The sequence below is a fragment of the Ferrovibrio sp. genome (assembly GCF_964218355.1).
Taxonomy (GTDB): domain Bacteria; phylum Pseudomonadota; class Alphaproteobacteria; order Ferrovibrionales; family Ferrovibrionaceae; genus Ferrovibrio.
In genome coordinates this window covers 61,993-80,061 of record NZ_CAXPMC010000013.1, presented here as the reverse complement: position 1 = coordinate 80,061, position 18,069 = coordinate 61,993, and the positions used below count along the sequence as shown (strand labels likewise).

Sequence of the window (18,069 nt, the reverse complement as noted above, 5' to 3'; positions counted from 1 at the left end):
GCTGACACAAGGAGAAGATCATGACGGATGTGACGATTATCGGACTGGGCCCGATGGGCCTGACGCTGGCGGACCTGATGCTGAAGGCCGGCAAGGGCGTGACGCTGTGGAACCGCAGTGCCGGCAAGGCAAAAGATCTTGTGGCGCGCGGCGCCCGGCTGGCGGCCACGCCGGCCGAGGCGATCGGCGCCAGTCCGCTCTCGCTCTTCATTGTCTACGACTATGCCGCCGCCAATGCGATCCTGCGCAGCGCCGGTGTGGCCGAAGCGCTGAAGGGCCGACTGATCGCCAATGTCGGCACCGGCAGCCCGCAGGAGGCCAGGGATGCCGCCGCTTTCGTCGAGGCGAATGGCGGCCGCTATCTGGACGGGGCGATCCAGGCGGCGCCCAGCCAGATGGGCCAGCCCGACACGCCGGTGCTGGTGAGCGGCCGGCGCGCGGTATTCGACGAGGTGCTGCCGATGCTGAAAATCCTGGCCGGCAACCCGGTCTGGCTGGGCGACAGGGTGGAAGCCGCGGCGGTGATGGACCTCGCCACGCTGTCCTATGTCTACGGCGCTTATGCCGGCTTCCTGCATGGCGCGCGCATCGCCGAGGCCACAGGCGTCGATGTCGCCGGCTTCGGCAGCATCGTGAACGACATCGCGCCCAGCTTCGGGGCTTTTTTCAGGCATCAGGGCGGCGTGATCCGCTCGGGCGACTTCAGCATCAGCGAAAGCCCGTTGCGGATCTCCGTCAGTGCGGTCGAGCGCATTCTGAAGGAGACGCAGGCGCTGGGCATCAATGCCGAACTTCCCGCGCTGGTGAATGGCTGGCTGGAGCGGGCGTCCCGGGCCGGCCTTGCCGACCAGGAGCTGGCGGCGCTGATCAAGGTGCTCCGCGAAGATGGCGGGCCGCAGCCGGCGGTACGGCTGCGCGACATGCAGCCGGCATGACCTGTCGGCGGTGGCGCCGGCCGGCCGGCGCCACCGGCCGCGTTACTGCAGCCGGGCGGTGAGGATTTTCACGCCGGCATAGCCGAAGCCGAGCGCGAAGGCGCCCTCGAACCAGCGGCGCAGGCGGGCATAGCCCCTGGCCAGCGGCGGGCTCGAGAACAGCAGCGCATAGCCGTGGAAGACGGCCGTGCTCTGCAGGCCGATGGCGGCGATCACGGTGGCGAGACCGGCCGGCGCGGTGCCGGCCGGCAGGCCGACCGCATACAGCGCGCCGAAGAACAGGATCGCCTTCGGGTTGGTCAGGTGCAGGCCGAGGCCGGTCAGATACGCCCGCCGCAGCGAGGCCTGCGCGATGCCGCGCAGTTCGGACATGCCCGAGGCCAGGGCCGACCGCGCCGATTTCAGCGCGAGGAAGAGCAGGTAGCCGGCGCCGAACCAGCGCAGCAGCTCGAACAGCCAGGCATTGGCCAGCATCACCGCGCCGAGTCCGAAGGCGGCGGCCACCGACCAGACCAGCGAGCCGGTGGTGACCCCGGCGGCGAGCGCGAGGGCGGGGCGGCGGCCGGATTTCATCGCGGTGCCGGCAATCGCCAGGGTGGCGGGGCCGGGGCTCGATGTGGCGAGCAGGGCGGCGAGCAGGATGAGGGGCAGGTGGATCGCGTCGGTCATGACGGCAGCCTTGACCGGCGCTGCGCGGCCGGCAAGCGCAAAGATGTATCGTGACAATCTCAGCGGCTGCGGCGGCGTGTCGCTTTCCCGCCTGCCGGCCTGCTGCGCGCCGTGCGCAGCCCGGCGGCGCGGACCAGGCGGCGGAAGGTCGGGCATTCCATGTGGTTCGGCGCCGGGCAGCGCGCGGCATGGCGCAGGCCGTCGCGCAGGGCCGTCATGCGGCGGATGCTGCGGTCGAGCTCGTCAGCCTTCTCGGCCAGCTGCCCGCGGCGGATCTGCGGCAGGCCGTCGGCGGCGAACATGCCGGCGATCTCGTCGAGGCTGAAGCCGGCGGTGCGGCCGAGCGCGATCAGCGACAGCCGCTCGAGGATGCCGGGATGGTACAGCCGCCGCAGGCCGCGCCGGCCGATCGGGGCGATCAGGCCCTTTTCCTCGTAGAAACGCAGGGTCGAGGCCGGCAGGCCGGACCGCTGCGCCACTTCGGCGATATCGAGCGCTTTCATCCTTGACCTCAAGTGAACTTGAATTTGTAGGGTAGCGTCATTCACGGCCGGGACAAGAGGAGAAAGCCATGTCGGAAATGATGCTGCGCGTCGTGCTGGTCGGTGCCGGGGCGACGCTGGTGATGGATATCTGGGGCCTGCTGCTGCGCCATGTCTATGGCGTGGCCGGGCTGGATTACCGGCTGCTCGGCCGCTGGCTGGGCCATCTGCCGCGGGGGCGGTTCCGCCACGACCCCATCGGCCGCACTGCGCCGGTGGCGGGCGAGGCGGCGCTGGGCTGGGCGGCCCATTACGCCATCGGCATCGTCTTCGCCGCCGGGCTGGTTGCGGCGGCGGGCGAAGGCTGGCTGCGCGATCCCGGTCCGCTGCCGGCGCTGCTGACCGGCCTGGTCACCGTGGCTTTGCCCATGCTGGTGATGCAGCCGGCCTTCGGCATGGGCTTTGCCGCGTCGCGCACGCCGGATCCGGCCATGGCGCGGGCGCGCAGCCTGGTCACCCATCTGGTGTTCGGCACCGGACTCTACATCGCCGCGCGGCTGGCCGCGGCCCTGTGATGCCTCCCATCGCCAGTCAATGCAGACAGGAAAGGAACCCCTGATGATCTCCCCACGCTTCGTGCCCGTTGCCTTCGGCTTCGTGCTCTCCGCCCTGATGTCGCTGCTGGTCTCCGGCATCGCCACCTTCCGCACCGCCGGCCCGGTCGAGGATTTCGGCGGCCTGTGGCTTGCCGCCTGGCTGCCTTCCTGGGCGGTCGCCTTCCCGGTGGTGCTGGTGGTGGCGCCGGTGGCGCGCCGCATCGTGCAGGGCATGGTGCGGGCCTGAGCGGCCCCTGCCGGCGGGCGCAGCGATGCACCGCCGGCAGAGCCTGCGGCGATGATTTTGCGTGTCGGATTGTCGGGAAAGATGGCTCCCAGGGAGGGATTCGAACCCCCGACCGGGCGGTTAACAGCCGCCTGCTCTACCACTGAGCTACCTGGGACCAGTGCGGCGCGCAACGTACTCACAGCCGCCCGCGGGTGCAAGCCCCGTGTTCAAAAATTTCGCCCCTCGCGTGGCCGCGCTTTTCTCCTGCCTTTTCCGATGCTAAGCGGAATGGGGGAGGGCCGCCGGATGAAAATGGACAAGGCCGAGCTGGAGGCGTTTCTCGACCGCGAATTCCCGCAGATGCGGCCGATGCGCTACCGCATCGAATCCTGGGACGGCCGCTGCCTGCGCATGGCGATGCCGGTCGGCGAGGCGCATCTGCGGCCCGGCGGCACCGTTTCCGGTCCCACCATGATGGCGATGGCCGACTGCGCCGCCTATCTCCTCATTCTCGGCCAGATCGGCCCGGTGGCGCTGGCGGTGACGACGAACCTGAACATCAACTTCCTGCGCAAGCCCGACCTGTCGGACCTGATCGCCGAGGCGACCATGCTGAAACTGGGCAAGACGCTGGCCATCTGCGAGATCGGCCTGCATTCCGCCGGGCAGGCGGCCGGCCCGGTCGCCCATGCCGTGCTGACCTACGCGATTCCGCCCGCCCGCTGAACCGGCCCCGCTGAAGCGGTCCTGCCGGACCGGGCCGCTGAACCGGCCCTGCCGGGCCGCGGCCGGGGCAGGGTGCGCTGCGGCAGGCAGGGCTGCCGGGCCGCGGCGGCGGCGACCCCGCCGGCCGACAGAACCTGTCGGCGGCAAATATTCATCCGCCGCGTTCTTCTTGTCCGGAAATATTCAGTATTGGCGAAATCAATAATAGCCACGTCTTCATTAAAATAACCCGCCGGAAGTACATATAAAGATTAAATGCCTGTCTTTTCTGGCATTTTTTGCTTGATTTTACTCAGTTATCTGATAGATTGCAGTGCAATAACTTTCCAATGATCGTGCGCCCTGCACGATGGATTTCAGAATCGCCCGGTTTTACATGCCGGGTGAGTATTCCCCCTTGTTGCGCGGCGCCCGGCGCCGTGCCCGCGCCGGCACCGTCCGGCGGCCTATATTGGCCTGCGCCGGCCTCGCCCGGCGCCCTGTATCGGAGGGTCACATTCGGAAGGCAGGTGAAGCCCGGTGACTGATCTTTTTCTGGCCGTCGATCTCGATGGCACTTTCCTGGGCGGCAGCGAGCAGCAGCGCCGCCGGCTCTACGACCTGCTTGCGGCCCACCGGCCGCAGGTGACGCTCGCCTTCGTCACCGGCCGCGACATTCCCTTTGCTTCCGGCCTGCCGGCCGATGGCGACTGGGGTCTGGGCGGCGCCATGCCGGTGCCGGACCTGATCATCGGCGATGTCGGCACCAGCGTGGTGGTCGGGCCCGACTGGCAGCGCCATGCCGAACTGGAAGCCTGGATCGACAGCCGCTGGCCGGGCACCGACGCGGCCGCGGCGATCATGGCCCGCCATCCGGCGCTGCGCCTGCAGGAGGTTTTCGGCGGCCGGCGGCTGTCCTATTTCTACGACGATCAGGCCGCCGCCGATGCCGCCGCCGCCGAGATCGCCGATGCCGGCTATGACGCCGTCACCTCGGCCGGCCTGTTCTTCGACGTGCTGCCGCGCGGGGTGAACAAGGGCACCACGCTGCGCCGCGTGCTGCGGCAGATGGGGGTGCCCGACAGCCGCGTGCTGGTGGCCGGCGACACGCTGAACGACCTCTCGATGTTCGCCACCGGCCTGAACGGCGTGGCGGTGGGCAATGCCGAGGCGCCCCTGCTGGCGGCGCTGGATGCGCATCCCGGAACCTACCGCGCCACGGCGCATGGTGCCGGCGGCATCCTCGAAGCCCTCGACCATTTCGATCTCAACCCTCTGCGCAGGAGCGCAACGACCCAGACGATCTTGAAGGAGACCACGGCATGACCGAAGCAACGCAGACCGACGCCAAAGACAGGAAGAATTCCTTTGTCATCGTCTATCACCGCCAGCCCTACGAGGAGGTGACGGAGGGTGGCAAGACGATCTACCGCGAGAACAAGAGCCCGAACGGCGTGGTGCCGGCCCTGAAGGGCTTCTTCTCGACCGCGAAGGACGCCTGCTGGGTGGCGTGGAAGCAGAGCCCGGCGCCCGGCAAGGCGATGTTCCAGCGCCGTATCCATATCGAGGATTCTTACGGGTCCTACGACGTCGTGCGCCTGCCGCTGACCGCCGAGCAGGTCAAGTCCTTCTACCACGTCACCTCGAAGGAGGCCTTCTGGCCGATTCTCCATTCCTTTCCGTGGCTGTTCAATTACGACGCGGTCGACTGGGACACGTTCTGTGAAGTGAACCGGCTGTTTGCGGAAGCGGCCTGCGAGCAGGCGACCGACGACGCCTTCATCTGGGTGCATGACTACAATCTGTGGCTGGTGCCGCATTATGTGCGCCGCATGAAGCCGAATGCGCGGATCGCCTTTTTCCACCACACGCCATTCCCGGCGCCGGATGTCTTCAATGTGGTACCGTGGCGCAAGGAGATCCTCGACAGCCTGCTGAAATGCGACATCGTCGGCTTCCACATCCCGCGTTACGCCGAGAATTTCGCCAGCCTGGCCTGCTCGCTGGCCGGCGCCAAGCGGCTGACCCGGCGCGACGTGGAAGGGCCGTTCAACCCGACCGGCGCCGCCCTGTCGGAGCCCGAGGTCACCACCGAGCTGACCATCGATGGCCGCCGCGTCGAGATCGACGCCTGGCCGATCGGCACCAATCCTGAGGTGATCAACAAGCATCTCTCCACCTTCGAGGCCGGTGGCCGGGTTGCCGACATCAAGAACCAGATCGGCGAGCGTCGCCTGCTGTTGTCGGTCGGCCGCGTCGACTACACCAAGGGCACCAAGCAGATGCTGGAGGCATTCGACCGCCTGCTGGCGCGGCGGCCCGAGCTGCGCGGCAAGGTGCAGCTGTTCTGCGTCGCCGTGGCGGCGGCGGACGGCATGACGGTCTATCGCGCGGCGCAGCGCGAAATCGAGCGGCTGGTCGGTGCCATCAACGGCCGCTATGGCAACCTGAGCTGGACGCCGATCCTGCTGTCGACCCGGCCGGTGCCGTTCGACGAGCTGCTCTGCTATTACAGTGCCGCCGATGTGTGCTGGATCACGCCGCTGCGCGATGGCCTCAACCTGGTGGCCAAGGAATTCGTCGCCGCGCAGAATGGCGAGCCCGGTGCCCTGATCCTGTCGGAATTCACCGGCGCCTCGGTCGAGTTTCCGGAAGCGGTCAGCACCAATCCCTATTCGGCCGCCAGCATGGACGCTGCCATCGACGTGGCGCTGGACATGAGTCGCGAGGAGCGGGAGAGCCGCATGGAATCGATGCGCCGGCGGGTCAACCGCTGGGACGTCAATCATTGGGCGCACCATGTGCAGGAACGTTTCGCCGGGCTGGGCGCCAAGAGAGACAGCAATGGGGGCAAGGTCGCGCCGCTAAAGACCGACAAGTCCGGGACCGACAAGAAACCGGCCGGCAAGCCGGGCGACGCACCGCGCGCCGCCTGACGGACTGCCCGGCCACGGGCCGGGCAGCCGAAGAACCGAGGAAACGTCCGGGGGTAAAAAGACATGGCATTACAGACGCTCGACTGGGCGGTGGTCGGACTCTATCTGATTGCCGTCCTCGTCATCGGCTTCATGGTGTCGCGCAAGGCGACATCCGGCGATGAACTCTTCCTCGCCGGCCGCAGCCTCGGCTTCATCGCCATCGGCCTGTCGCTGTTCGCGTCCAACATCTCGTCCACCACGCTGATCGGCGTGGCCGGTGCCGCCTACAGCAGCGGCATTTCCGTGGCCCATTACGAATTGTGGGCGGCGCTGATCCTGGTGTTCATGGCTTTGTTCACCATCCCGGTCTTCCTGCGCAACCGGCTGACGACGATCCCCGAATATCTCGGCCGCCGCTTCGGCCGCACCACGCGGCTCTATGTTTCGGCACTGACCATCTTCCTGTCGATCTTCGTCGACACCGCCGGCAGCGTCTATGCCGGCGTTCTGGTGCTGCAGGTCTTCGTGCCGGGAATCCCCTTCCTGCCGGCCTGTATCGGGCTGGCGCTGTTCGCCGGCATCTACACGGCGGCCGGCGGCCTGCGCGGCGTGGTCTATACCGACGTGTTGCAGGCCATCGTGCTGATTGTCGGCTGCACCGCGATCACCTGGGAGGTTTTTGCGCAGTTCGATTTCTCGTGGACGGCGGCGCTGGCCGCGGTGCCGGCCGATCACCTGTCGCTGATCCGCCCGGCCGACGATCCGGCCCTGCCATGGACCGGTGTGCTGATCGGCCTGCCGATCCTCGGCTTCTATTACTGGGGCACCAACCAGTACATCATGCAGCGCGCGCTGGGCGCCCGCTCGGTCGACCATGCGCGCTGGGGCGCCATGCTGGCGGCGGCGCTGAAGCTGCTGCCGCTGTTCATCATGGCGATCCCGGGCGCCATCGCCATCAGCCTGCTGCCGGGGCTGGAGAATGGCGACCAGGTCTTCCCCGAACTGGTGCGCCGCTTCCTGCCGGTCGGGCTGACCGGGCTGGTGCTCTGCGGCCTGCTGGCGGCGATCATGTCGACCATCGATTCGACGCTCAACTCGGCCGCGACGCTGGTGATGTACGATTTCGCCGGTGCCGACCGGCAGGGCTGGTCGGCGCAGAAGACCGTGCGCATCGGCCGCACCGTCACCGGCGGCTTCATCGTCATCGCCGCCTTCTGGCCGCTGGTGATCCGCGATTTTCCCGGCCTGTTCAACTACATCCAGCAGGTCTTCTCGTATGCGGTGCCGCCGATGGTGGCGGTGTTCCTGCTCGGCATCTTCTGGCGGCGCATGAACGCGGCCGGCGCGCTTGCCACCATGGTCTTCGGCCATGCGCTGGGCCTTGGGCTGCTGGTGGCGCGCAGCGGGATGGCGGCGGCCGGCATCGCCGATCCGCTGCCGCATTTCTCGGTGGTGGCCGGCCTGACCACCCTGGCCTGTGCCATGGTCGGCATCGCCGTCAGCCTCGCCACCGCGCCGCCGCCGGCCGACCGGCTCGCCACCACCCTGTGGCAGCGCGGCGACACGGCGGTGGCCGCCGGCACGCCGTGGCTGCTGAATTACCGGGTGATCGGCGGGGCCATCGTGGTGGCCACCGCCATCATCGTCTGGGTGTTCCGCTGACCTGTCCCGCAGGCCCGGCTGACTGCGCTGCCGCCCGCCCCGCAGCGCGCGGTGAATACATATTTAGGATTGTGGATTTGCGGTTCACATATTCCCGGAGGTAGGTACTGTTTCTCCCGCCAGGCCCGCATGATGGCCAGGCGGGGGAGGGGAAATGGCCCTGAATATTGGCAGCTTTACCTATGTGACAAGCAATATGCTGAAAAAGGATTCTCAGCCGGGCTTGCGAACGATTAACCCGGCCACCGGGGACGTCACGATTCATCCCAGCCTGAAAATCCGGGTCGTCAAGGTGAGCGGTGCCCCCTACCCGAAACCCGACAGGGTCGAGATGGTTCAGGGCAAAATCGTCAAAGCCAAGATGCAGTGCAAAGACATCAACGCTCTGGTGAAACGGCTGAACGACCTGGCCAGATCAAGCTACCGACAGGTTCTCAGCGACCCGAACTGGCAGGCCATGTACCGCTGTCCCGGTGGCACTGCCAGCATTCCGTATATTACACCCGCTGCTTCCGCCACGACCAACACCGAGGAAGCCTATCCCTGCCATAATTGCGGCCTGGTGATGCCGACGCGGCTCGTGCAGATCGATCATCATCACCCGCAATCGGGCGGATCGGGCATGGCGGTGCTGAAGGCTCTCCGTGCCTGCGGCTACACCGTCGGCGTTGCCGGTGGGCCGAAAGCGGGGCAATTGCAATCCGGCGTTTACGCATTCATTCCGCCCAAGGGCAGCCCGTCGGGGACGTTCACCCATTCGACGGCATCCTCGGTCCTGCGCTACACGCTGAGCGATGAAGGCAGCATTTTTCTCACCGTGGCCGCGGTGGCCAATCAGGTGGGTGCCCTGAAATCGGTCTGCGTGAACAGCGTGATCAATCTGGTTCCGCTCTGCGCATACTGCAACGGCTCCGCCGGCAAGGGGCATGGCGTGAAACCGGTCCGCCCGTAAGCTGCGCGCCGGCAGAATGCTGGCCTGCTGGCAGCCCCTTGCGGCGGCGCGGCTTTTGCAGCAGATTCCGCCCTGATGGTTCCGCCGTCCCCGACTCGGGATATCCGGTCTGGGCAGCGGTGAAACGGGAATACGGTGAGGCCCGATCTGCGGACCGAAGCCGTGGCTGCCCCCGCAACTGTGAGCGGCGAGCGACATCCGCAAACCACTGGTCCGGTGCCGGGCCGGGAAGGGCGGGTGGAGCGGCGAACCGCGAGCCAGGAGACCTGCCATCGCCACCGGCGCGCGCCCTTCGCCCGTGCCAGACGACAACCATCCCGCACGGTGGGTGCGGACAGGAGCGGACCATGCATATCGAACCCGGCGTCGTCGACGGTGCCAAGATGATCCTCAGCTATGCCACCGCGGCAGCATCCTTCGGCATTGCCGGCCGGCTCTGCCTGCGCACCATCCGCGATGACGGCGGCGTGGCGGCACTGGCCCTGCGCGGCGCCATCGCCACGGCCATGGTCTTCAGCTTCTTCGAGATCTTCCCGCATTACCCGGTCGGCGTATCCGAGGTGCATTTCATCCTCGGCTCGACGCTGTACCTGATGTTCGGCGCGGGTCCGGCCGCCATCGGCCTGGCCGCCGGCCTGCTGCTGCAGGGCCTGTTCTTCGCGCCCTTCGACCTGCCGCAATACGGCATCAACGTCACGACGCTGCTGGTGCCGCTGTGGGCGGTCAGCCTGCTGGCGAAGCGGATCGTGCCGGCCAACACCCCCTATGTGGACGTGACCTACCGGCAGGCGCTGGCGCTGTCGACCGCCTACCAGGGCGGGGTGGTCGCCTGGGTGGCCTTCTGGGCCTTCTACGGCCAGGGCTTCGGTGCCGAGAACCTCGCGCAGGTGACCGCCTTCGGCGGCGCCTACATGCTGGTGGTCATCATCGAGCCGCTGGCCGACCTGGCGGTGCTGGCCGGCGCCAAGGCGCTGGCGCGCTTCCGCACCGGGCCGCTGTTCTACGGCCGCCTGCACCACGCCGCCGCCTGACCGGCTGGCGGACACACGGTAAAGACAGGGCCCCGGCGGGCAACCGCCGGGGCTTTTCTTCGGGGCGGCCGTACCTATATTGTTCCGGGTATCCGGCGCCGGAAATGACGCGGGTGCGGGCCGGCCGGCAAATCGCCCGGGCGTGGAAATAAGCGCCAGCGGTCACGGCTGGTCGCCAGCGGTCAGAAACGGTCACCAGCGGTCACCAGCGGTCACCAGCGGTCCGTAACGGTCCGCAGCGGTCACCAGCGGTCCGCAACGGTCGCCAGCGGTCCACAGCGGTCAGCGGCGGCAGAATCCGTCCGGGCGTCGCCAAGTGACGGGGCGGGCAGGGATTTCCGGTTTTCCGGCCGGCCACAATACCGGATAAGGCATTGATTTGTCTTGAAAGTATTCTTGGTATCATAATACCGCAGCATAAATATCTGAAAAACAGCACACATCCCGTTTGACAGGGGCGGCAAAATCGCCATGATGCGCGCCGATCCGCCCGCCGGCTGTCCGGCGGGTTTCTACGCAAGTCCAGGAAGTCCGATGAAGACCTACAACGCCAAAGAGTCCGAAGTGGACAAGAAGTGGGTGCTGATCGACGCTGACGGTCTGGTGCTGGGGCGGCTCGCGTCGCTCATCGCCATGCGTCTGCGCGGCAAGCACAAGGCGATTTTCACGCCGAACGCCGATACCGGCGACAACGTCATCGTCATCAACGCCGAGAAGGTGCGGGTGACCGGCCGCAAGGACCAGCAGAAGGTGTTCTACTGGCATACCGGCCATCCGGGCGGCATCAAGGGCCGCACCATCGGCGAGGGCCTGGCCGGCCGCTTCCCCGAGCGCGTCATCATGAAGGCCGTCGAGCGCATGCTGCCGAAGGAGAGCCCGCTGGCCCGCCGGCAGCTGACCAAGCTGAAGGTCTACAAGGGTGCCGAGCATCCGCATGAGGCACAGCAGCCGGTGAAGCTGGATGTCGCCGCGCTCAATCCGAAGAACAAGAGGAACGACTGAACATGGCTGAGTCCCGTACCCTCGCCGATCTGAGCCTGGCGAACGCGACCGCCGCCGTCGCCGCCGCGCCGGCCGCTCCGGCCCAGCCCAAGCTCGACAAGTTCGGCCGCGCCTATGCGACCGGCAAGCGCAAGGACGCGGTCGCCCGCGTCTGGATCAAGCCGGGTTCCGGCAAGTTCGTGGTGAACGGCAAGGAGAGCAACGACTACTTTGCCCGCCCCGTTCTGCGCATGCTGCTGCAGCAGCCCTTCGTGGTCACCAACCGCTCGGGCCAGTTCGACATCTTCGCCACCGTGTCCGGCGGCGGCCTGTCGGGCCAGGCGGGCGCGCTGCGCCACGGCATCTCCAAGGCCCTGACCTATTTCGAGCCGGCCCTGCGGCCGGCCCTGAAGGCCCAGGGCTTCCTGACCCGCGACCCGCGCGTGGTCGAGCGCAAGAAGTACGGCAAGCCGAAGGCCCGCCGCAGCTTCCAGTTCTCGAAGCGCTGATCGCAGCCATCCGTCCGCATGGCAGGAGGGCCGGGGAATTCCCCGGCCCTTCTTTTTTGCCGGCCGGTCTGCCGCCCGGCGGCGGTAACCGGCTATCAACCATCCCCGCTCCAGACTGCGGCCGGTCATGACCATTGGCGATGCCTTCACCCTGCTGATTCCCGCCCTGCTGCTGCTGCTGGCCGTGGGGGCTTTCGCGCCGCAGATCGAACAGGCGGTCTACCGGCTGTACAGCGACGAGGAGGGCTCGGCCGCCGAGCGCAGCCGCGCGGTGGCCGAGATCGCGCGCCTGCATGCCGAACGCGGCCGCCAGCTGGCCGATCTGCGGGCCGAGCTGTCCCGCCTGGATGACCGCATCGCCGACCTGCAGCGCGAACGCGCCGGCCTGCTGGCCCAGGAAAAGACGATGGGCGATGCCGCCGCCAATTTCGTCGCCGAGGCCGGCTATCCGACCGCGGCCAGCCAGGGCTTCTATTTCAAGTTCGAGGGGCCGGCCAAGGAGATGCCGTTTGCCGGCCTGGCCTCGGTGGCGACCTCGCTCAGCGGCCGACGCCAGGCGCGGATCGTCGTCTGGGGGCTGGGGCCGGCGGAAGCCCAGAATTTCGCCACCAACTGGGCCGGCGAGAATGCCCGGATGCTGACCATGCGGCCCTTTGCCGGCCGGCTGTTCTGGCTGGAGGTCTGAGGATGGAAGGCGACCTGGTGGCCATCATCACCGGCGGCGTGACCATCGCCCTGGTCGGCCTGATGGCGGTGATCGGGGTCGACCGTGCCCGCGCCGGCTGGAACCGCGCCGAGGCCGAGGCCGCCATGCGCCGCCAGCAGCTGAAGGATCTGGGCTGGCGGGCCGACCAGCTGCTGCAGAGCATCGGCGAGCAGAACGACACCATCGCCGCCCGCACCGCCCAGATCGCCGATCTGGATCGCGAGGTCGGCGGCCTGAAACGCGACCTCGACGGCAAGGAGGTGGCGTTCCGCTACACCACGGTGCCGGTTGCCAGCGGCGACATGTATGGCCCGACCTGGCGCTTCATGGCCCGCAACCCGGCGCTGGCCGAAGGCAGCCCGCCCGACCATCCCTCGGCCCTGTGGGATGCAGGCCGTCCCTATATCGTCGGCGCGCTCAGCCAGTCCGAGGCGCGTTCGACCATGGACCGCCTGCTGCCGCGGCATCGCGGATTTGTCATCGTGGCGGTCGGATCGATCGTCGGGCAGGCGCCGAAGGCCGAGGGCTGACGCCCGGGGCCGGCCGCGGCCCGGCAATCCCTGTTGATTTGCCCCCGGCTTTCCCGGAAAGTGATCCGCAGCCGTTCCTTGCAGGCAGGGGTCATGACTATCGGCGATATCGTCACGGCATTGCTGCCGTCGCTGGTGATGTTCTTCGTTGTTTCGCTCGGCGCGAACAGCCTGGAACGGGCCGTGCAGAGATTCGCCCATGGCCGCTTCGAGATCGACCGCCTGACCGGCGAGGCCGAGGCGGTGCGCCAGCGCATGGGCGATATCCGCGGGGAATACGAAACCCTGAAGGAAGAAAAGGCCGGCCTGGAGCTGAAGCTGAAGGAACGCCAGGGCGTCTATGGCCAGCTGATGGCCCGCGAGGTGCAGTTCAGCGATCCGCGCAACATGGTCTGTTACGAGATCGGCCTGCCGAAGCCGCGCCAGTCGGGCTGGTATGTCAAGGCGATCGGCCCCGAGATGCACGAGATGTTCAGCGGTCCGGCCTCGTCCGTTTCGGCCTTTCCGGGCCGCCGGGCCGCACGGCTGGTGATCTGGGGCATCGACAACGAGGAGATCGCCCGGCTGCGCGCCAAGAAGGTGTTCGGCGCATTGTCGGAGATCATGGTGATCCGCCGCTTCGACGGCAAGCTGAGGCTGACCGATGCCTGACGTCTCGGTTGCACAGGTCGTCAGCTATCTGGCACTGGCGGCCAATCTCGGCATCGCCATCATGATCATCATCCTGCTGGGCGAGCGCAGCCATGCCGCCTGGACGCGGATCGGCCAGCATGCCGGGGATCTGGTCAACCTGCGCCTGGGGCTGGAACAGCAGGTGGCCGAGGCCGAGGCGGTGATCCGCAACGGGCGCGGCGACATCGACGACCTGAAACGTCAGCTGCAGGGCGTGGAGAAGGACATCGAATCCGTCCAGGCCCGGCAGAAGGATACCGACCTGCCGGTCGGTTATGTGTCGACGCCGGTGGACGTGGTCGACCGCCGCTACCGGACCTGGCGGGTGGTGGTGCGCAATCCGGATCTGGGCGGCGAGGCCGGGGCGCTCAGCCATCCGGCCTATCGCTGGATCGAGGGCCGCCTCTACGACATCCCGGCAGCCAACATGGAATATGCGGTGGATGCCATGCAGGCGCGCTTTCCGGCCCGCGAAGGCTTCACCGTCGAGCCCGCGCGCAGCCGCGAGGCGGAAGAGGACGAGCTGCCGGCCGCGGCAGGCTGAACCCGCTAGCGGTTCAGTTCCTTCATGCCGCGTTCCAGCCCCTCGATGGTCAGCGGGAACATGCGGTTGCCCATCAGCTGGCGGATCACGCCGACCGATGGCGTGTAGTCCCAGTATTTTTCCTGCACCGGGTTGAGCCAGATCGCTTTCGGATAGGTATCCAGCAGGCGCTGCATCCACACCGCGCCGGCCTCCTCGTTCCAGTGCTCGACGCTGCCGCCGGGCTGCACGATCTCGTAGGGGCTCATGGTGGCATCGCCGACGAAGACCAGCTTGTAGTCATGCTGGTAGGTGCGCAGCATCTCGTGGGTCGGCGTGAAGTCGGCATGCCGGCGGCGGTTGTCCTTCCACAGCTTCTCGTAGACGCAGTTGTGGAAGTAGAAGAATTCCATGTGCTTGAATTCGGCGCGGGCGGCCGAGAACAGTTCTTCCGTCACCCGGATGTGGTCGTCCATCGAGCCGCCGATATCGAACAGCAGCAGCACCTTCACCTTGTTATGGCGCTCGGGCACCATGCGGATGTCGAGCCAGCCGGCATTGGCGGCGGTCGATTTTATGGTATCGGGCAGGTCGAGTTCGAGATCGGCGCCCTCGCGGGCGAATTTGCGCAGACGGCGCATCGCCACCTTGATGTTGCGGGTGCCGAGTTCGACGCTGTCGTCGAGATTCTTGTATTCGCGCTTGTCCCACACCTTCACGGCGCGCCGGTTGCGCGACTTGTCCTGGCCGATGCGCACGCCTTCGGGATTATAGCCATAGGCGCCGAAGGGGGAGGTGCCGGCGGTGCCGATCCACTTGCTGCCGCCCTGGTGGCGTTCCTTCTGCTCCTCAAGGCGCTGCTTCAGCGTCTCCATCAGCTTGTCCCAGCCGCCGAGCGCCTCGATCTGGGCCTTTTCCTCTTCGGTGAGGACCTTTTCGGCCAGCTTGCGCAGCCATTCCTCGGGGATTTCCGCCACCGTTTCCTCGCCGGCAGCGCCGACAAACTGCAGGCCGTTGAAACACTGGCCGAATACGCGGTCGAACTTGTCGAGGTTGCGTTCGTCCTTCACCAGGGCGGTGCGGGCCAGATAGTAGAAATCCTCGACGCGGTACTCGGCGACGCCCCGGTCCATGGCCTCGATCAGGGTCAGGTATTCCCGCAGGCTCGCGGGCACCCTGGCCTTGCGCAGTTCGAGGAAGAAGGTGATGAACATGCCGTCACCCCGCCGTCAGCTCAGTTCCGCTCCCGGCGGGCAATGAAGGCCAGCCGTTCGAACAGATGCACGTCCTGCTCGTTCTTCAGCAGTGCACCGGCCAGCGGCGGGATCAGCTTGCCCTGGTCCTTGCTGCGCAGCGCATCGGCCGGCAGGTCTTCCGCCATCAGCAGCTTCAGCCAGTCGAGCAGTTCGGAGGTGGACGGCTTCTTCTTCAGGCCGGGCGTCTCGCGGATGTCGTAGAAGACATTGAGCGCATCGCGCACCAGGTTGCGCTGCACGCCGGGGTAATGCACCTCGACGATCTGTTCCATGGTCTCGCGGTCGGGAAAGCGGATGTAATGGAAGAAGCAGCGGCGCAGGAAGGCGTCCGGCAGCTCCTTCTCGTTATTCGAGGTGATGATCAGGATCGGGCGCACGGCGGCCTTCACCGTCTCGCCGGTCTCGTAGACGAAGAATTCCATGCGGTCGAGTTCGAGCAGCAGGTCGTTCGGGAATTCGATGTCGGCCTTGTCGATCTCGTCGATCAGCAGCACCGGCCGCTGCGGCGCCGTGAAGGCCTCCCACAGTTTGCCCTGCTTGATGTAGTTGCGGATGTCCTTCACCCGCTCGTCGCCGAGCTGGCTGTCGCGCAGGCGCGAGACGGCATCGTATTCGTACAGGCCCTGCTGCGCCTTGGTGGTGGATTTCACATGCCAGGTCAGCAGCGGCGCATTCAGCGCCTTGGCGATCTCGATAGCCAGCACGGTCTTGCCGGTGCCGGGTTCGCCTTTCACCAGCAGCGGCCGCTCCAGCGTGATGGCGGCGTTGACCGCGACCTTGAGGTCGGTGGTGGCGACATACGAATCGGTGCCGGTGAACTTCATGCGACGTTTCCCAAGTCTCTTTTTGCGGAGAGGTTTGATTCACCGGGCAGGCTAGGTCCCGCGGCGCAGGCGCGCAAGCCGTGACGTTGCGTCAATGCTGCCGGCAGGGCAGGCGGATCAGCCGGCCGTCTTGTAGTTGACGCAGATCTTGTCCTTCTCGACCGTCGTGATCAGCTCGCCGGTGGCACCGCACTGTCCGTCTGCCCGGGCGACGTCGTTGACGCAGAACAGCGAGCAGTCCTTGCACACGCCGAACTCGACCACCTGGTGGCGGTTCTGCAGATCGTGCAGCAGCCGGGTCAGGCCCTTGACCATCTGCGGGCCGAGCTCCTCGGCCATCTCGCTGGCGGCCCGCTCCAGGGTCTGCATCGGGTCCTTGGCGGCCAGCAGGGCCTCGCCGGCCTCGGTCAGGCACAGATCGACCTGGCGGCGGTCGCAGGTTTTCTTGCAGCGGGTGATCAGGCCCTTGCCTTCGAGGGCGATCAGGGTCTGGGACACGGTGCCCTTGGTGGCCCCGAGATACTCGGCGAGGGCAGTCGGCGAGCGGGAATACCTGTTGGCCTGGGCGATATACCGCAGGGCCTCCCACTGGGCCGGGTTCAGCCCGTCGGCGAACTGCAGCTCGCGGGTCAGCCGCGACAGCCGGTCCAGCAGGATAATAACCCGTTGGGCCAGAATGGCTTTTTCACTTTCTGCAGTGGGTGTGGCTGAGTGCGTGACCGACATCACAGTTTTGTTTCGAGTCGAAATTACCGCTTGAGCGGACTCCGGCTGCGGGCATAAGCTGAGGTCGTATCGAGCCGATACTATCTGACCAGCCCCGCCCGGCTGCCGTCCCAGTCCCCGAAGGTAGTGCAGCACCGGGCAAAAGTCGATGGAGGGATTAAAAAGATGACCCTCGAACGTTCTCCCCGGACCCTGGACGGCGCCGACCGGCGCTATCTTTCCACCGTGATGAGCAAGGCGCTGCTGAGCGAGGAAGAGGAACTCGGCCTCGCCCGCGCCTGGCGCAACGATGGCGACCACAAGGCCATGCAGAAGCTGGTTTCGGCCTATCTGCGGCTGGTGGTGGCCACCGCCACCCGGTTCCGCAATTACGGCCTGCCGTTGCCCGACCTGATCCAGGAGGGCAATATCGGCCTGATGCTGGCGGTCAACCGCTTCGACCCGGAACGCGGCGTGCGGTTCTCGACCTATGCCGCCTGGTGGATCCGCTCGTCGATGCAGGAATATGTACTGCGCAACTGGTCGATCGTGCGCTCCGGCACGTCGGCCGGCCAGAAGGCCTTGTTCTTCAACCTGCGCTGGCTGCGCGCCAAGATGGAGCGGGCCGGCGGCAGCGCCCGGCTGGACGACGCCACCCGCGACGACATCGCCACCGCGCTGAAGGTTTCCCCGGCCGATGTGACGGCAATGGCCCAGCGTCTCGGCGCCCGCGACCATTCGCTGAACGAGCAGGTCGGCGGCGAGGAGGGCGGCGACGCTTTCCAGGATTTCCTGCCCGATCCAGGCCCGAATCCGGAGGAGATCGTCACCGACAAGATGGATGGCGGCCTGCGCAGGGAATGGCTGACCGAATCGCTGAAGGAACTCAGTCCGCGCGAGCAGCTGATCATCACCGAGCGGATGCTGGGCGATGACAAGGTGACGCTGGAGGAACTGGGCGGCCGGCTCGGCGTGACCAAGGAGCGGGTGCGCCAGATCGAGACCAAGGCCTTCCGCAAGCTGCAGGAGCGCGTGCTGCGCCGTTCGCGGCAGGCCGGCGAGAAACTGGCCGGCCAGCTGGGGGATTTCGGGGCCGCGGCGCCGGCCTGAGCCGGGGCCTGCCGCGCCTGTCCCGCCCTCTGTGATTAAGGCCCGGGGCGTGCTTGACATTGTCCCGGGCCAAG

General features: G+C 66.9%; 21 protein-coding genes, 1 tRNA gene and 1 riboswitch. Of the genes, 16 read left to right on the top strand and 6 right to left on the bottom strand.

All coding sequences use genetic code 11. The features are described 5' to 3' along the window. Nucleotides 1–20: 20 nt before the first annotated feature. The gene (locus ACEQZY_RS08290) at nucleotides 21–935 is read left to right on the top strand and encodes an NAD(P)-binding domain-containing protein (protein ID WP_341705029.1); all 915 of its coding nucleotides are present in this window, start codon (nucleotides 21–23) and stop codon (nucleotides 933–935) included. Between the two features lie 42 nt (nucleotides 936–977). Here ACEQZY_RS08290 and ACEQZY_RS08285 read toward each other — a convergent pair whose 3' ends face one another. Together ACEQZY_RS08285 and ACEQZY_RS08280 are read right to left on the bottom strand one after the other, a co-directional pair. Beyond that, nucleotides 978–1,604 (bottom strand): LysE family translocator, encoded by a 627-nt coding sequence (locus ACEQZY_RS08285; RefSeq protein ID WP_370153525.1) that lies wholly within the window; start codon nucleotides 1,602–1,604, stop codon nucleotides 978–980. Nucleotides 1,605–1,663: 59 nt separating this feature from the next. Continuing rightward, nucleotides 1,664–2,107, bottom strand: coding sequence for a helix-turn-helix domain-containing protein (locus ACEQZY_RS08280; RefSeq protein WP_370153523.1), 444 nt, complete (start codon nucleotides 2,105–2,107; stop codon nucleotides 1,664–1,666). A 68-nt stretch (nucleotides 2,108–2,175) separates the two neighbouring features. Between ACEQZY_RS08280 and ACEQZY_RS08275 the strand changes: the two genes are divergently transcribed. After that, on the top strand, nucleotides 2,176–2,661 hold the full coding sequence (locus ACEQZY_RS08275) for a DUF2938 domain-containing protein (RefSeq protein WP_370153521.1): 486 nt from the start codon (nucleotides 2,176–2,178) through the stop codon (nucleotides 2,659–2,661). Between the two features lie 43 nt (nucleotides 2,662–2,704). Then, on the top strand, nucleotides 2,705–2,929 hold the full coding sequence (locus ACEQZY_RS08270) for a DUF2798 domain-containing protein (protein ID WP_341705033.1): 225 nt from the start codon (nucleotides 2,705–2,707) through the stop codon (nucleotides 2,927–2,929). Nucleotides 2,930–3,011: 82 nt separating this feature from the next. On the opposite strand, the gene ACEQZY_RS08265 is transcribed toward ACEQZY_RS08270, so the two are convergent. Beyond that, a tRNA-Asn gene (locus ACEQZY_RS08265) sits at nucleotides 3,012–3,086 on the bottom strand. Nucleotides 3,087–3,217: 131 nt separating this feature from the next. Here ACEQZY_RS08265 and ACEQZY_RS08260 point away from each other — a divergent pair. From ACEQZY_RS08260 to ACEQZY_RS08205, 12 genes are all read left to right on the top strand, one after another. Next, nucleotides 3,218–3,637, top strand: coding sequence for a PaaI family thioesterase (locus ACEQZY_RS08260; RefSeq protein ID WP_341705034.1), 420 nt, complete (start codon nucleotides 3,218–3,220; stop codon nucleotides 3,635–3,637). A gap of 519 nt (nucleotides 3,638–4,156) precedes the next feature. Then, nucleotides 4,157–4,942, top strand: coding sequence for an HAD family hydrolase (locus ACEQZY_RS08255; RefSeq protein ID WP_341702544.1), 786 nt, complete (start codon nucleotides 4,157–4,159; stop codon nucleotides 4,940–4,942). Then, on the top strand, nucleotides 4,939–6,552 hold the full coding sequence (gene ggpS, locus ACEQZY_RS08250) for a glucosylglycerol-phosphate synthase (protein WP_341702543.1): 1,614 nt from the start codon (nucleotides 4,939–4,941) through the stop codon (nucleotides 6,550–6,552). Before ACEQZY_RS08255 ends, ggpS begins: the two co-directional genes overlap by 4 nt. A gap of 63 nt (nucleotides 6,553–6,615) precedes the next feature. Then, on the top strand, nucleotides 6,616–8,196 hold the full coding sequence (locus ACEQZY_RS08245; protein ID WP_341702542.1) for a sodium:solute symporter: 1,581 nt from the start codon (nucleotides 6,616–6,618) through the stop codon (nucleotides 8,194–8,196). A gap of 154 nt (nucleotides 8,197–8,350) precedes the next feature. Next, nucleotides 8,351–9,148 (top strand): hypothetical protein, encoded by a 798-nt coding sequence (locus tag ACEQZY_RS08240; RefSeq protein WP_341702541.1) that lies wholly within the window; start codon nucleotides 8,351–8,353, stop codon nucleotides 9,146–9,148. Nucleotides 9,149–9,207: 59 nt separating this feature from the next. Next, nucleotides 9,208–9,437, top strand: a riboswitch (cobalamin riboswitch). Nucleotides 9,438–9,495: 58 nt separating this feature from the next. Then, complete coding sequence (locus ACEQZY_RS08235; RefSeq protein WP_370153518.1) at nucleotides 9,496–10,179, top strand: energy-coupling factor ABC transporter permease; 684 nt, start codon at nucleotides 9,496–9,498, stop codon at nucleotides 10,177–10,179. Between the two features lie 534 nt (nucleotides 10,180–10,713). After that, nucleotides 10,714–11,181 carry a 50S ribosomal protein L13 gene (rplM, locus tag ACEQZY_RS08230; protein WP_341702539.1) on the top strand — a complete coding sequence of 156 codons (468 nt, stop codon included), beginning with the start codon at nucleotides 10,714–10,716 and terminating at the stop codon, nucleotides 11,179–11,181. Nucleotides 11,182–11,183: 2 nt separating this feature from the next. After that, nucleotides 11,184–11,669, top strand: coding sequence for a 30S ribosomal protein S9 (rpsI, locus tag ACEQZY_RS08225; RefSeq protein WP_341702538.1), 486 nt, complete (start codon nucleotides 11,184–11,186; stop codon nucleotides 11,667–11,669). A gap of 127 nt (nucleotides 11,670–11,796) precedes the next feature. Beyond that, the gene (locus ACEQZY_RS08220; RefSeq protein WP_341702537.1) at nucleotides 11,797–12,354 is read left to right on the top strand and encodes a hypothetical protein; all 558 of its coding nucleotides are present in this window, start codon (nucleotides 11,797–11,799) and stop codon (nucleotides 12,352–12,354) included. A 2-nt stretch (nucleotides 12,355–12,356) separates the two neighbouring features. Beyond that, nucleotides 12,357–12,905 (top strand): hypothetical protein, encoded by a 549-nt coding sequence (locus ACEQZY_RS08215; protein ID WP_341702536.1) that lies wholly within the window; start codon nucleotides 12,357–12,359, stop codon nucleotides 12,903–12,905. Between the two features lie 93 nt (nucleotides 12,906–12,998). Next, on the top strand, nucleotides 12,999–13,556 hold the full coding sequence (locus tag ACEQZY_RS08210; protein ID WP_341702535.1) for a hypothetical protein: 558 nt from the start codon (nucleotides 12,999–13,001) through the stop codon (nucleotides 13,554–13,556). Beyond that, nucleotides 13,549–14,121: a hypothetical protein gene (locus tag ACEQZY_RS08205; RefSeq protein WP_341702534.1), complete on the top strand. Its 573-nt coding sequence runs from the start codon at nucleotides 13,549–13,551 to the stop codon at nucleotides 14,119–14,121. The genes ACEQZY_RS08210 and ACEQZY_RS08205 overlap by 8 nt, the downstream gene beginning before the upstream one ends. A gap of 5 nt (nucleotides 14,122–14,126) precedes the next feature. Here ACEQZY_RS08205 and ACEQZY_RS08200 read toward each other — a convergent pair whose 3' ends face one another. The 3 genes from ACEQZY_RS08200 to ACEQZY_RS08190 all read right to left on the bottom strand — a co-directional run bounded on the left by ACEQZY_RS08200 (nucleotide 14,127) and on the right by ACEQZY_RS08190 (nucleotide 16,906). Then, nucleotides 14,127–15,314 (bottom strand): VWA domain-containing protein, encoded by a 1,188-nt coding sequence (locus ACEQZY_RS08200; RefSeq protein ID WP_341702533.1) that lies wholly within the window; start codon nucleotides 15,312–15,314, stop codon nucleotides 14,127–14,129. A gap of 20 nt (nucleotides 15,315–15,334) precedes the next feature. Further along, the gene (locus ACEQZY_RS08195) at nucleotides 15,335–16,180 is read right to left on the bottom strand and encodes a MoxR family ATPase (RefSeq protein ID WP_341702532.1); all 846 of its coding nucleotides are present in this window, start codon (nucleotides 16,178–16,180) and stop codon (nucleotides 15,335–15,337) included. A gap of 117 nt (nucleotides 16,181–16,297) precedes the next feature. After that, nucleotides 16,298–16,906, bottom strand: coding sequence for a MarR family transcriptional regulator (locus ACEQZY_RS08190; RefSeq protein ID WP_341702531.1), 609 nt, complete (start codon nucleotides 16,904–16,906; stop codon nucleotides 16,298–16,300). Nucleotides 16,907–17,071: 165 nt separating this feature from the next. Here ACEQZY_RS08190 and ACEQZY_RS08185 point away from each other — a divergent pair, with 165 nt between their 5' ends. Then, complete coding sequence (locus ACEQZY_RS08185; protein WP_341702530.1) at nucleotides 17,072–17,995, top strand: RNA polymerase factor sigma-32; 924 nt, start codon at nucleotides 17,072–17,074, stop codon at nucleotides 17,993–17,995. Nucleotides 17,996–18,069 lie beyond the last annotated feature (74 nt).

Bases quoted from the DNA above. Each gene is read 5' to 3' on its own strand.
- ACEQZY_RS08275 (WP_370153521.1), top strand. From the start codon at position 2,176: ATGTCGGAAATGATGCTGCGCGTCGTGCTGGTCGGTGCCGGGGCGACG.
- rpsI (WP_341702538.1), top strand. From the start codon at position 11,184: ATGGCTGAGTCCCGTACCCTCGCCGATCTGAGCCTGGCGAACGCGACC.
- ACEQZY_RS08235 (WP_370153518.1), top strand. From the start codon at position 9,496: ATGCATATCGAACCCGGCGTCGTCGACGGTGCCAAGATGATCCTCAGC.
- ACEQZY_RS08285 (WP_370153525.1), bottom strand. From the start codon at position 1,604: ATGACCGACGCGATCCACCTGCCCCTCATCCTGCTCGCCGCCCTGCTC.
- ACEQZY_RS08210 (WP_341702535.1), top strand. From the start codon at position 12,999: ATGACTATCGGCGATATCGTCACGGCATTGCTGCCGTCGCTGGTGATG.
- ACEQZY_RS08190 (WP_341702531.1), bottom strand. From the start codon at position 16,906: ATGTCGGTCACGCACTCAGCCACACCCACTGCAGAAAGTGAAAAAGCC.
- ACEQZY_RS08260 (WP_341705034.1), top strand. From the start codon at position 3,218: ATGAAAATGGACAAGGCCGAGCTGGAGGCGTTTCTCGACCGCGAATTC.
- ACEQZY_RS08280 (WP_370153523.1), bottom strand. From the start codon at position 2,107: ATGAAAGCGCTCGATATCGCCGAAGTGGCGCAGCGGTCCGGCCTGCCG.
- ACEQZY_RS08220 (WP_341702537.1), top strand. From the start codon at position 11,797: ATGACCATTGGCGATGCCTTCACCCTGCTGATTCCCGCCCTGCTGCTG.
- ACEQZY_RS08200 (WP_341702533.1), bottom strand. From the start codon at position 15,314: ATGTTCATCACCTTCTTCCTCGAACTGCGCAAGGCCAGGGTGCCCGCG.
- ACEQZY_RS08185 (WP_341702530.1), top strand. From the start codon at position 17,072: ATGACCCTCGAACGTTCTCCCCGGACCCTGGACGGCGCCGACCGGCGC.
- ACEQZY_RS08240 (WP_341702541.1), top strand. From the start codon at position 8,351: ATGGCCCTGAATATTGGCAGCTTTACCTATGTGACAAGCAATATGCTG.
- ACEQZY_RS08215 (WP_341702536.1), top strand. From the start codon at position 12,357: ATGGAAGGCGACCTGGTGGCCATCATCACCGGCGGCGTGACCATCGCC.
- ACEQZY_RS08290 (WP_341705029.1), top strand. From the start codon at position 21: ATGACGGATGTGACGATTATCGGACTGGGCCCGATGGGCCTGACGCTG.
- rplM (WP_341702539.1), top strand. From the start codon at position 10,714: ATGAAGACCTACAACGCCAAAGAGTCCGAAGTGGACAAGAAGTGGGTG.
- ACEQZY_RS08195 (WP_341702532.1), bottom strand. From the start codon at position 16,180: ATGAAGTTCACCGGCACCGATTCGTATGTCGCCACCACCGACCTCAAG.
- ggpS (WP_341702543.1), top strand. From the start codon at position 4,939: ATGACCGAAGCAACGCAGACCGACGCCAAAGACAGGAAGAATTCCTTT.
- ACEQZY_RS08270 (WP_341705033.1), top strand. From the start codon at position 2,705: ATGATCTCCCCACGCTTCGTGCCCGTTGCCTTCGGCTTCGTGCTCTCC.
- ACEQZY_RS08205 (WP_341702534.1), top strand. From the start codon at position 13,549: ATGCCTGACGTCTCGGTTGCACAGGTCGTCAGCTATCTGGCACTGGCG.
- ACEQZY_RS08245 (WP_341702542.1), top strand. From the start codon at position 6,616: ATGGCATTACAGACGCTCGACTGGGCGGTGGTCGGACTCTATCTGATT.